The organism is Trichocoleus sp. FACHB-90 (assembly GCF_014695505.1).
GTDB lineage: Bacteria > Cyanobacteriota > Cyanobacteriia > Cyanobacteriales > FACHB-T130 > Funiculus > Funiculus sociatus.
On sequence record NZ_JACJOK010000011.1, the window covers coordinates 83,329 to 96,136 of the forward strand.

A 12,808-nucleotide genomic window follows, 5' to 3' on the forward strand; every position below is an offset into this window, starting at 1 on the left:
ATTAAATCTGTTTATAAGAACCTCACCCCCAGCCCCACTCAATAGACGGGGAGCAAGAAAAGTTTGGTTTGTTATTTTTAAATGTCCCCTAGGGAAGCCCTAAAAGTTTGGATTTTCTCGGTTTCTGGTTACTGCAAAAGGGTAGGGTATGAAGCTCTTTTTCAACGCGATCGCTCAAATTTTAGATGACTAATAATCAAGAAAACTAATGCAGAAAACAGTTGTTCTCAATGTCGTAGGATTAACGCCCAGTTTATTAGGAAAACATACACCGTTTTTATCAGAATGGGCGGCACAAGGACAAGTGGTTCCAATTAAGCCAGCATTGCCTGCTGTAACTTGTTCGGTTCAGGCGACTTACTTAACTGGAAAATGGCCTCATGAGCATGGAATTGTTGGTAATGGTTGGTACTTTCGAGATGAGTGTGAAGTAAAATTCTGGCGACAGTCTAACAAATTAATTGAGGCTCCGAAAGTGTGGGAAACGGCGCGATCGCTCGATCCGACCTTCACCTGTGCTAACCTCTTCTGGTGGTACAATATGTACTCTTCAGCAGATATTTCGGTGACACCACGACCGATGTATCCCGCTGACGGTAGGAAAATTCCGGATATTTATACTCAACCTGCCGAGTTGCGATCGCATCTTCAAGATCGTCTTGGTACTTTTCCTTTATTCGAGTTTTGGGGGCCAAAAACGTCTATCCGTTCCAGCCAGTGGATCGCCGAGTCAGCTAAGGTTGTAGAACAGATGTATGCTCCAACATTGACTTTAATTTATATTCCGCACTTAGATTACAACTTGCAGCGGCTGGGTACTGACGAGCAAGCGATCGCAATTGATTTAAAAGAGGTAGACGACGTATGCAAGGACTTAATCCAGTTTTACGAATCTCGCGGAGCGCAAGTAATAGTTCTTTCTGAATATGGAATAACACCCGTAAATAAAGCCGTCTCATTAAACCGAATATTGCGGGAAAATGGCTATCTTGCAGTGCGGGAAGAGTTGGGATTAGAGTTACTGGATGCAGGAGCAAGTATTGCTTTCGCCGTCGCAGATCACCAAGTAGCTCACATCTATATAAACGACAAAGACAAAGTTTCACAAGTGCGGGATTTAATCGAAAAAATGCCAGGTGTGGAATTAGTTTTAGGCGAAAAAGAGAAGGCTACTTACCATTTAAATCATCCTCGTTCTGGTGAATTAGTAGCTATTGCTGCTCCTAACTCTTGGTTCACATACTATTACTGGTTGGACGACACCAAAGCACCAGATTTTGCCCGAAATGTAGATATTCACCGCAAGCCTGGTTACGACCCAGCGGAGTTATTTATCGACCCTTCTATTAAGTTTCCTCAGTTGAAGATAGCTGGGATATTGCTTAAGAAGAAACTTGGATTTCGCACTTTGTTAGATGTCATTCCCCTAGATGCTTCGTTAGTGAAAGGTTCTCATGGGCGACTTCCTAATTCTCCTGACGATGCGCCATTAATTATTACTCATAATACCAATTTACTGCCAACCACCTTAGAGGCGACAGACATCCACGATATCATCTTATCTCACTTACAAAAGGGTGTAGTCTAAAATGGTCTGTAGAGGAAAGAGTATAATTTTCCAGGCATTTCTACCAATGAAAATTTAATCTTTATTAGGGATGAAAACTATGCAGATTTTTGAGAAAATCTTGCACTCGCTGCCATACTTGCTCTAATAAATCGGGAGACTCTGCATCAAACCATTCAATTTGAGGATATGCCTTAAACCAAGTGCGCTGTCGCTTGGCAAATTGGGAAGTGTGCAAAACTGTTAATTGTTTGGCTTCATTCAAAGAAATGTCCCCAGCCAAATATTGCTTCATTTCTCGATATCCCAGCGTATTCAGCAGAGGCAAATCAAAACTGTATTTTTGACACAAGGCTTTTACTTCCGCTTCCCAACCAGTTGCTAACATCTGTTCTGTGCGCTGTTCAATGCGGCGGGTGAGATCAGAGCGATCGCAATCTAACCCAATTTGCAAAATAGGATAATCGGGCGGGTTCTCTCCTTGCTGCTCGGAGATGGCACGACCAGTAACATAATATACTTCTAAGGCGCGTAATGTCCGCACGGGATCGTTGGGATGAATTTTCTTTGCCGCAGCGGGATCGACTTGTTGCACAAAGGCGTAAAGTTGAGTTTGGCCAAGAGAGGAAAGTTGCGATCGCAATTCCTTATGCGGTGCCACTCTGGGAATCTTTAACCCCTTAACCACAGAATTGATGTAAAGTCCAGTACCTCCAACCATTACCAAAGGAGCAGGTACACAAGCAATTAAAGCTTGCGCCTGTTGCTGGTAATCTGCCACAGTTAAGGTTTCCGTGGGATCGCAGATATCAATTAAGTAGTGCGGCACCAACTTTTTATCTGTCTCACTTGGCTTAGCTGTCCCGATATCAAATTCGCGGTACACTTGACGCGAATCAGCACTGAGAATCGCCGAACCCAGCCGCTGCGCCAAAGCCAAACCTAGCCCAGACTTACCCGTTGCCGTCGCACCACAGATTACGATGAGCATCTAACTCCTCGCCTCCTAACTTTACCCGATTATTCATGGGTATATCCCCTAGACAAATCGCTCTTTATATTGACCCACAGCCGCTTTGAAAGCTTTTATGTTACAATTTTGGAGTGTTTTTCCCTTTTTGGAGTCCCGGTAGGGTTCCAAGCCATTATTGGAGAATCCTTTTCATGACGAGCAGTTACAGTGCCGATCAGATTCAAGTTCTGGAAGGTTTAGAACCAGTCCGGAAACGACCAGGGATGTACATCGGTTCGACTGGACCCCGTGGACTTCACCATCTAGTTTACGAGGTAGTGGACAACTCGGTTGATGAGGCTCTGGCTGGCTACTGCACTCATATTGAGATAGACATCAACGCCGATGGTTCTGTCACAGTCACAGACGACGGCCGAGGCATTCCCACAGATACTCATCCTACCACTGGCAAATCAGCCTTAGAAACGGTGATGACGGTGCTGCACGCCGGAGGTAAGTTTGGTGGTGGCGGCTACAAGGTTTCTGGTGGTTTGCATGGTGTCGGTATTTCAGTAGTGAATGCCTTGTCCGAGTGGGTAGACGTGACCGTTTGGCGCGAGAAGCGGGAGCATACCATGCGCTTTGAGCGCGGTATTCCTGTCACAGAACTAAAAGCCAAGCCAATTAAAGAAGCCAAAACAGGCACCTCGATTAGTTTCAAGCCAGATTTGCAGATTTTTGTGACTACTGGCATTGAGTTTGATTACACCACCTTGGCGAGTCGTCTGCGGGAGCTTGCTTACTTAAATGCGGGTGTCAAAATCACGTTTACTGACAACCGCCTGGAATTGGTTAAGAGTGGAGAGCCAAGAGTAGAAACCTACTGTTACGAGGGAGGTATTAAAGAGTATATCGCTTATATGAATGGCGATAAGCAGGCTCTCCACGAAGAAATTATCTATGTATCCGGCGAACGCAACAATGTGCAGGTAGAGGTGGCGTTGCAGTGGTGCGTTGATGCTTATACAGACACGCTGCTGGGGTTTGCAAATAATATTCGCACAGTTGACGGCGGTACTCACCTGGAAGGGTTGAAGGCGGTGTTGACGCGGACGTTGAATGCGATCGCTCGCAAGCGCAACAAAATCAAAGAAAATGAACCGAACCTCGGCGGTGAGAATGTCCGCGAAGGTTTAACGGGCGTTATCTCCGTCAAAGTTCCCGATCCGGAATTTGAAGGACAAACTAAAACCAAACTCGGTAACACCGAAGTTCGGGGAATCGTTGATTCTTTGGTAGGCGAAGTTCTCACAGAATATTTAGAGTTTCGCCCAAACGTTGGCGATGCGATTCTGGAAAAAGCGATTCAAGCTTTCAAAGCCGCAGAAGCAGCACGTCACGCACGGGAATTAGTGCGCCGCAAATCGGTTTTGGAATCTTCTCCTTTACCGGGTAAATTAGCCGATTGCAGTACGCGAGATCCCTCAGAATCTGAAATTTATATCGTAGAAGGGGACTCAGCCGGAGGAAGTGCCAAACAAGGACGCGACAGACGCAACCAAGCTATCCTCCCATTGCGCGGTAAAATTCTCAACATCGAGAAAACCGACGATGCCAAAATCTACAAAAACACCGAAATCCAGGCGCTGATTACTGCACTGGGGTTGGGTGTCAAGGGTGAGGAGTTCGATGCTTCTCAGCTGCGCTATCACTGCATCGTGATTATGACTGACGCTGACGTAGATGGGGCGCACATTCGGACGCTGTTATTGACGTTCTTCTATCGTTATCAACGGGCGCTGATTGAGCAGGGTTACATCTATATCGCTTGTCCTCCACTATATAAGGTAGAACGGGGACGCAATCATTACTATTGCTATAGCGATCGCGAACTCAACAACCTGGTACAAAACGATTTCCCCGCCAATGCTAATTACACCATCCAGCGATTCAAAGGCTTGGGTGAAATGATGCCGCAACAGTTGTGGGATACTACCATGAACCCGGAAACTCGCACCCTCAAACGGGTAGAAATTGAAGACGCTGCTGAAGCCGATCGCATCTTTACCGTCTTAATGGGCGATCGCGTTGCACCCCGCCGCGAATTCATCGAAACTTATGGTTCTCGCCTTAACCTCGCCGATCTAGATATCTAGATTACCTGAGTTATAGAGCGCCATCAAATCCACACCGCCTGTAGCCATCAGGCGGTGAATTTTTCTCTTGTTGGATTAAGATTTACACAGTTGTCGGTTGAACCCTTGCGACACAAGCGTTACCCAACAAATCCTTAAGAAGGTTCGATTTTGTTTGGATAAACCAACCTACACTCCTTTATCCTGTAGTAAAACAATATCAAAAAAATAAAATATACTAATTTATGTGCTACTTATAAATATTGAACTCACGAAAGTAACGAAAAAAACCTTAAAATATTCCCAAAAAATTATTAAGGAATTGCCAAAACATAATGATTTACTTTAACGTTCCAATTAAGAGCTTGTTTGTTGCATCCAGCGTACTAATAGCAATCGGCAGCCCTCTAGCTATATCGGTAAGTACCCAAGCCACAATTCCCACCTTCATTGCTCAAACTAAACCCGCACCACAAACAGACGCTGCTAAACAGCAGCTTTTAGGACAATGGCAAACCAAAGATCCAGAATCGGGAGATTTGGTTACATTTATTTTCGCACCGGAAGGAAAATTATTTATTTTATTTCCCCCGCCCGAAGGCGCACCCGAAGGCCCTCCGGTTGCTTTAGGCATTAAGTATCAAATTAATCCCACCGCGAAACCCGGACAAATTGACCTGGTTTTTACCGAAGAAGAAAGCATTAAAAGCATCTTTGAGTTTACCGATAAAAATCAGCTGCGCGTAGAGTTAGAAGGTCGCAAAGCTGGACAATCTAGACCTACTGCTTTTAGTTCTGAGGCAACAGTTTTCGAGAAGGTTTCTGAGACAACAACATTGCCCGCAAACACTCAAGTAATTGACCTAGAAACTGAAAAGAAAAATGCAGCTGATAATCAACTTCCCAGGCCACAAAGCGAAGCCAAGCTGTATATCGGGATGATGAATAAAGCGCAGCAGGTTTATTATCGAGAACAAGGTAAATTTGCTACAGAATTTGAAGATACAGGGCTGGGAACTGAGCCAGGAAGCGCCTATTACACTTATCGGCTGGCATCACCAGGTAATGAGAAAGAAAGCGTGATGATAACCGCCCAAGCCAAGGATTCTAAACTTCCTAGCTACACAGGGGTTGTGTTCGTCACAAAAAGTAACGGTAAAGCCACTACAATTGCAACTATTTGCGAGACAATTAAACCCTCAACTTCGCCTCCGGCTATGCCCACTGCTCCCAGCAGTGGTTCATCAGAAATAAAATGCCCTGATGGTTCGCGTCCCATACAGTAAATGCTTTTGAGGAACTTTCTTCAGGTTGTGCCAGACAGGTTTATAGGCGCATTGGCGATCGCGATCGCATCTTTGATTACAGAAACATTGAGAACTATCTCCCCAAGATGGAATGAATTGTTAAGATGCAGTTAATTTTCAAATCTTGAGTACCATGAGTGACACCGTTCTAGACGTTCGCAACCTGCAAGTTCAATTTGCAACTGACGAAAAGCAAATTTTGGCAGTTGATGGTATTTCCTTCAAACTGGAGGGCGGGCAAACACTGGGAATTGTAGGAGAGTCGGGGTCGGGAAAATCGGTGACTTCCCTCGCAGTTATGGGTCTGGTGCCAAGTCCAGGGAAGATAAAAGGCGGCGAAATTTGGTTTAAAAACTCAAAAGCGAATAGCAAAGAAAAAGTTAATCTGCTAAATCTGACACCAGAAGAACTGCGTTCGTATCGCGGTGGTCAGATTTCCATGATTTTTCAGGAACCGATGAGTTCCTTAAACCCAGTTTTTACCTGTGGGTATCAGCTAGTCGAGGCAATACGTCAGCATCAAGATGTTTCAGAAAAAGAGGCAAAAAGACAAGCGATCGCGCACCTGCAAGAAGTTAAGTTACTCCCCAGCGATGAGGAGTTGAGAAAACGCTATTTAGAAGAAAATGAAGCGTTAAACGAAGCGGAAGTTAATCGCCACATCAATCAGCAAAAACTGGCAATATTGGATCGCTATCCCCACGAACTCTCCGGCGGTCAATTGCAGCGGATCATGATAGCAATGGCGATTTCCTGTAACCCAGCAATACTAATTGCTGACGAACCGACAACAGCCCTAGATGTCACAGTACAGGCAACGATTCTGGACTTGCTGCGAGAATTGCGCGATGCCCGTGGAATGTCGATGATGTTTATCGCCCACGACTTGGGCGTAATTGCGGAAATTGCCGACACTGTAGCCGTGATGTATCAGGGAAAAATTGTTGAGTACGGAACAGTCGAGCAGATTTTTTCCAATCCCCAACATCCTTATACCAAAGGTTTGTTAGCTTGTCGCCCCAGCCTGAATCGCCGCGTGAAATATCTCCCCACCGTGTCTGACTTCATGGAAGTTGTGACTACCTCCAGCGGCGAAATAGAGATTCGGGAAAAACCAGTTAATAGGGAAATAGTTGATAACAACGAACCATTAACGACAACTGCTCAAGGTTCTCCTTTAATCGTTAATAGGAATGACCCATCAACAATAGCAGGTCAAAGTTCATCTTTCATAGTGAACCGTAATGAACCAGCAACAACGAACCCCCAACAATCAATCAGAATGGGTCATGCTTCATCGTTCATAGTTAATAACGATGAACCACAAACGGAAAACCCAATTTTACAAGTCCGCGACTTGCAAGTAGGTTTTCCCATAAAAGGGATGTTTGGTCAAACCCAACGCTATATGATGGCGGTGAATAATGTCTCCTTTGATGTTTTTCCCGGTGAAACGCTGGGATTGGTAGGAGAATCCGGTTGCGGCAAAAGTACCTTAGCACGTACCTTACTACGCTTGATTGAGCCGATGAGCGGTCAGGTGATATTTGAAAATCAAGACATCACCAAACTCGCGGGAAAGTATCTGCGGCTATTGCGGCGAGAAATGCAAATTATCTTCCAGAACCCATATAGCTCCCTCGATCCGCGCATGAAAATCGGGGAAGCTGTGATAGAGCCGCTACGGATTCATGGCTATGCGAAGACAAAAAAAGAATGCCGCGATCGCGCAACCTATCTGTTAGAGCGCGTAGGCTTGAATCCTATCTTGATGAACCGCTACCCTCACGAGTTTTCTGGCGGACAACGCCAGCGGGTGTGCATTGCTCGTGCTTTGGCACTAAATCCCAAGTTCATCATTTGCGACGAATCTGTATCAGCGCTAGATGTATCCGTACAAGCGCAAGTGCTGAATTTGCTTAAAGAATTACAGAGCGAATTTGGGCTAACTTATATTTTCATTTCTCACGACTTGAGCGTGGTGAAATTTATGAGCGATCGCATTATGGTAATGAACAAAGGCAAAATCGAAGAAATTGGTTCATCGGAAAGCCTCTACCTCGAACCGAAACAGGAATACACCCGCCAGTTAATTGCCGCCATTCCCACAGGCAGCTTAGAACAAATTCAGCAGCGTCAGCAACAGCGAACCAAAGTATCAGCCGTCAGCGAGAAATAACCCTTCCCCGTTAACAGGGCTACCGTGTATACACAAATGGTGTTTGGTTAGCAATTACAGCTTTCGATCCCCCTAACCCATTGGTGTCAACTTAACGTTAGCTTGGCGGTTGAAACCGCAGCTATACAAACAAAACCCGCCTGCGCGGGTTATAAGAATCTTGATCAGAGTGTTAGCCAAGGCAGGCGGACTTCGTTTTTGTAGCCGCGAATTCCATTCGCCAGGGCTTAAGTTGACACCAATGCCCCTAACCTCCCTCAGACTCACTTGTTCATTGTCTTGCTAGTCATTAGTTATTGCCAGCAGCGGGTGGAAGGACTGCATGTGCTGGCAATTAGGGACTTGCATCGTTTAAGTGGCTTGATGCTGCTCAGAGCCGGCGATATTTGACGTTAGGAGGAGCCACCCCTATCACCTACATCGGCGACCGAAAAGCAGATATTTATTTTGAGCCGCCAAACACAATTAAGCAGTTTTTCTGCGGAATCAACCGCCCAAAATCAACTGTTCCCGGTGAACCTGCAACAGATGAAACTCTCGCCCAGCCACTTGTTCCAACATAGAAACAAGATGCTCAGGTCTTAAGATAGTGCCATCATTGCAATAACTACCCACATAACGCACAACAACTCCTTCCTCCTCTCTGCACCCTCCGTGCTTCTGCGGTTCCTTAACCTCCAACTCAAACAAGCGATCGCGCAGATTCACCTGTTTAATCTTCCCAGACTTCGTAGTTTGCTCTACCAAAATCTCGTCTTTAGCCTTAATCGCCTCCACCCAATCTAGCCACTGAGTTTCACCCTCAGTCGCCACCGTAATCAAATACTCCGCCTTCTCCAGCAGCGCAGTCGCCGCAGTCCCCTTGAGATCAACATCTTCCACCCGATAAATCGGAATATCTGAAGGTAACTGTGCAGCTAACCTCTGGCGGAAAGATTCCTCATCCAGCCTTTCTTTCAACTCAAAATCCACAATCTCGCCACTGCTAGTCGCACCTAGAGTCAGCGCACTAGCAGGAGAAATTCGAGGACTAGGATGAAACCCACCAGTGAAAGAAATCGGTAAAGCCGCCCGTCGCACCGCCCGGTCAAATAGGCGCACCAAATCCAAATGACTCACCAGCGCCATATCACCCAGCTTCCCAAACCAGACTCGCAAACGCTGCACCCGGTCTTGATTTGGCGTGAAGTGTCCGGCAAATTCTGGAATCGGCAATGGCTTCACCACAATATTGTGACCAAAGTCAATACCGCAAACGCCACAGTGAGAACAACCTTCAAAAGAGCAATCTGGAACCGTCGCCGCTTCTAGCGCTCGTTTGAGATCATCTTTGAGCCAGTTTTTGTCAATTCCTGTATCTATATGATCCCAAGGGAGAGGCGCATCTATTAATTGGGCATTGGGCATAGAGGACTGGGAATTGGGAGTTTCTTCTCCCCAGTTCCCAGCCCCTAGTCCCCAGTCCCCAGTTTCCACTAGGCGATATTTCCAGGTTAGATTAGATTGCGCGATCGCTTCTCCCCAAGCAGCAAAAGCCCGTTCCACATTATCGAACCAGGAATCCATTCCCGCGCCCAATTCCCAGGCGCGACGCAACACCTCGCCTAAACGCCTGTCACCCCGTCCGATAAAATCTTCCATCGCCGAAAGCCGAACATCTGTGAAGTTTACCTTCACCCCCCTCATCCCGCGAAACTCCTCGCGTAGAAGCTTCTGCTTTCGTTTAAACTCAGTTGTTGATACTGAGTGCCACTGAAAAGGCGTGTGCGGCTTGGGCGTAAAATTAGAGATTGTCAGATTAAAATTCAGCCACCTTCTGCCCTCGGCGCGACACTCTTGCTTTAGCCAGCGTACAGTTTCGGCAATGCCCAGCACATCAACATCCGTTTCCCCAGGCAACCCGATCATAAAGTAGAGCTTAATCTTATCCCAGCCCTGCTCGAAGGCCGTTTTCACACCCCGCAGCAGTTCGGCATTAGTCAACCCTTTGTTGATAATATCCCGCATCCGCTGGGTTCCAGCTTCCGGTGCAAAAGTCAGCCCACTTTGTCGCGTACCGCCGATGATATTGGAAATATTTTCATCAAACCTATCTACCCGCTGACTCGGCAAAGATAGGGAAATATTCTCATCTTTGAGGCGATTTTTGACTTCCATCCCCACAGCTGGCAGAGACAGATAATCGGAACACGAGAGAGACAATAGGGAAAACTCGTTATACCCAGTTTCCCGCATTCCCCGCTCAATTGCTTCGACAACTTGCTCTGGTTCCACATCCCGCGCCGGACGAGTCAGCATTCCTGGTTGACAAAAACGACAACCGCGAGTACATCCGCGCCGTATTTCTATCGTCAAGCGATCGTGTACTGTCTCCACGAAGGGAACTAAGCCGATAGAATAAGCTGGCATGGGTGCAGCAACCCGCCGCATAACCCGCTTTGGCACGTCTGGGCGGTTGGGATGAACTGAGCCACTGATAAAAAGCTCCTTATCTTCCCCCTGTTGCGGGGGAATTGAGGGGGGTGCCATGTCATAAAATTGAGGCACGTAAACGCCGGGGACTTGTGCCAAAGAAAGCAGCAAGTCTTCTCTACTCAATCCAGCTTTTTTGCCGCGTTCTACTACCCAGCCTATTTCTGGCAACAGTTCCTCGCCATCTCCCAGCGCAATAAAGTCGAAAAAGTCTGCGTAGGGTTCGGGATTCGATGTTGCAGTTTGTCCCCCTGCGAAAATTAGCGGGTAAGACGAGTTGGGAGCCTTGTCCCCAGTCTCCAGTCTCTCGCGCCACGTCAAAGGGATTCCTGCCAAATCCAGCATTTCAAGGATGTTGGTGGCTCCGAGTTCGTAGCTGAGGCTAAAGCCTAAAATATCAAAGTCTGTGAGACTGCGCCGTGACTCAACAGCAAACAGGCGTGTTTGTGTTTCTCGTAGCTTCGCCGCTAAGTCGGGAGCTGGTAAATAGGCGCGATCGCACAGTTGCCCTAGCTGAGCATTCAAAATATTGTAGAGAATGATATGCCCAAGGTTAGATGCACCCACCTCATAAATTTCTGGGTAAGTCAGAACCCAGCGCACCGTCGCTGCGTCCCAAGGTTTGTGTACCGCTCCTAACTCGTTCCCCAGATAACGAGCAGGTTTCTGTATGTCTGGCGTAAGTAACTTTTCGATTGCGATCGCCACAGCAAAACTCTCCCCTGCTTCCAGTGCCTCAGATTCAACCCTAGCACCAATTCGCAGTCAGCAGTTTAGCTTCTAGTTTGAAGTAGTTACGCTCAGCGGGCAAAATTCGATATTTCCTAGTCCCTAGACTTTTTGAGCTGCTTCAAATGCTGACTGATTTTCAAAAATTTCAAATACACCGTCAAGTTGAGCCAGCTCAAAAATCATCCGAATCGAGGGCGAAACCGAGCAGAGTCCAAACTGCCGATTTAATTTATGAGCTAGACGGTGAGAGGATACTAACGCCATGAGTCCAGCACTATCCAAAAGATCCACTCCAGCCATATCAACTAACACTATGGACTGTTCAGAGGAAACCGCTGCTGTCAGTTCACCTTGAAGCTCTACCGCGTTGGAAGCATTTACGTGACCTTGGGGGCAAACAACCGTAATGTTTGGGCGGACGAGTGTACTTTGCATAGCGTATATCCTGCTTGAGCTAATAATCAAAAAATTGTCTGATAGCTTTGACGATATACTCTAAATTCTTTAATTGCCTACTCCTTCCTAGGTATTTTGCCAAATCTTCATTAGTTGACCCCTATTTTTTAAAGTTTTCAATAAGCTTTAACTTTAAGTGTCAAATACTACCGACATAATTTAATTTATCTATTAGTTGCATTTAGGCATCTATCTTCTTAACTTATTCCCCCTCCTTAAATCAAACCTACGGTAGATGCACTAGCTTTTAAATTATTCTTTATTTCTGTACTTAAGGAAGTCAAGCTAAGGTTCAAACCCAAAGCTAGACAACATCGCTTACCTTAGGAAGCCATAATATTTATGTTAAATCTGAAACAGATAAGATAAATAAAATTGTAAAAAAACTAAAAGTAATCTCAAATTTAAAAAACAGTGATTTGGATCACTTTGCTATCCAGTATTAGATCACTCTCTCAACTAGATATATAATTGATAATTTTTATAGGCGGAGTTCTATAGGTTTTTATGAGAACTAGATTCGTTATTCGTCAACTGGTAGAAAAAGCTCTCCATATTAAGAAATTGACTCCAGATATAGAGAGTGAAATAAACTATGAACTGACCAGGCTAGGCTACATCTCTGATGTAGATTATGAGGCACTGGAATTACTTATGTCAGAGATGGATGCAGGTCGCATTCAACTTGTGGCAAGTTGCTAAAAAGGCAAAATACTAATACTTGGGCGATCGCCTTTTTTGTCCCAATTGGCGGTAAACTGTCTGATGGTTCATTATAATGCCATTTTTTCAGTTGCTATTCCATGCAGTTTGCTAAACACCTAAAGAATATTTTGCCCTATATATTTGCTGAGATTAACAGCAAGCAGGATGAAATAGTTGGCTTAGGGGTAGACATAATCAACATGGCAGTCGGCACTCCTGACCGTCCAACGCCAGCAGATATTGCCTAGGCGATGCACGAAGTAATTGACAATCCATTGACTCATAATTATCTACCAGATCAGC

Annotated in this window: 10 protein-coding genes; 7 read left to right on the top strand and 3 right to left on the bottom strand. The window is 45.8% G+C overall.

The genetic code is table 11. The features are described 5' to 3' along the window. Positions 1 to 208: 208 nt before the first annotated feature. On the top strand, positions 209 to 1,588 hold the full coding sequence (locus tag H6F74_RS02765; RefSeq protein WP_190435935.1) for a nucleotide pyrophosphatase/phosphodiesterase family protein: 1,380 nt from the start codon (positions 209 to 211) through the stop codon (positions 1,586 to 1,588). 64 nt (positions 1,589 to 1,652) lie between these two features. On the opposite strand, the gene miaA is transcribed toward H6F74_RS02765, so the two are convergent. Further along, a complete protein-coding gene (gene miaA, locus H6F74_RS02770; protein ID WP_190435938.1) occupies positions 1,653 to 2,558 on the bottom strand; it encodes a tRNA (adenosine(37)-N6)-dimethylallyltransferase MiaA in 906 nt (301 codons plus the stop codon). A 173-nt stretch (positions 2,559 to 2,731) separates the two neighbouring features. On the opposite strand from miaA, the gene gyrB reads away from it, so the two are divergent. From gyrB to H6F74_RS29815, 4 genes are all read left to right on the top strand, one after another. Then, the gene (gene gyrB, locus H6F74_RS02775; RefSeq protein ID WP_190435941.1) at positions 2,732 to 4,675 is read left to right on the top strand and encodes a DNA topoisomerase (ATP-hydrolyzing) subunit B; all 1,944 of its coding nucleotides are present in this window, start codon (positions 2,732 to 2,734) and stop codon (positions 4,673 to 4,675) included. A 314-nt stretch (positions 4,676 to 4,989) separates the two neighbouring features. Beyond that, positions 4,990 to 5,940, top strand: a complete 951-nt coding sequence (locus H6F74_RS02780; RefSeq protein WP_190435944.1) for a type IV pilin-like G/H family protein — start codon at positions 4,990 to 4,992, stop codon at positions 5,938 to 5,940. A 6-nt stretch (positions 5,941 to 5,946) separates the two neighbouring features. Beyond that, positions 5,947 to 6,075 carry a hypothetical protein gene (locus H6F74_RS30370; RefSeq protein WP_277875745.1) on the top strand — a complete coding sequence of 43 codons (129 nt, stop codon included), beginning with the start codon at positions 5,947 to 5,949 and terminating at the stop codon, positions 6,073 to 6,075. A gap of 19 nt (positions 6,076 to 6,094) precedes the next feature. Next, the gene (locus H6F74_RS29815) at positions 6,095 to 8,140 is read left to right on the top strand and encodes an ABC transporter ATP-binding protein (RefSeq protein ID WP_190435947.1); all 2,046 of its coding nucleotides are present in this window, start codon (positions 6,095 to 6,097) and stop codon (positions 8,138 to 8,140) included. A gap of 486 nt (positions 8,141 to 8,626) precedes the next feature. Here H6F74_RS29815 and H6F74_RS02790 read toward each other — a convergent pair whose 3' ends face one another. Beyond that, entirely contained in the window at positions 8,627 to 11,320 is a 2,694-nt protein-coding gene (locus tag H6F74_RS02790; RefSeq protein WP_190435951.1) for a TIGR03960 family B12-binding radical SAM protein, read from the bottom strand. A 123-nt stretch (positions 11,321 to 11,443) separates the two neighbouring features. Continuing rightward, complete coding sequence (locus tag H6F74_RS02795) at positions 11,444 to 11,779, bottom strand: STAS domain-containing protein (protein WP_190435954.1); 336 nt, start codon at positions 11,777 to 11,779, stop codon at positions 11,444 to 11,446. A gap of 528 nt (positions 11,780 to 12,307) precedes the next feature. Between H6F74_RS02795 and H6F74_RS02800 the strand changes: the two genes are divergently transcribed. Together H6F74_RS02800 and H6F74_RS02805 are read left to right on the top strand one after the other, a co-directional pair. Next, positions 12,308 to 12,502 (top strand): hypothetical protein, encoded by a 195-nt coding sequence (locus tag H6F74_RS02800; protein ID WP_190423913.1) that lies wholly within the window; start codon positions 12,308 to 12,310, stop codon positions 12,500 to 12,502. A 101-nt stretch (positions 12,503 to 12,603) separates the two neighbouring features. After that, positions 12,604 to 12,753 carry a hypothetical protein gene (locus H6F74_RS02805; RefSeq protein ID WP_190435956.1) on the top strand — a complete coding sequence of 50 codons (150 nt, stop codon included), beginning with the start codon at positions 12,604 to 12,606 and terminating at the stop codon, positions 12,751 to 12,753. Positions 12,754 to 12,808 lie beyond the last annotated feature (55 nt).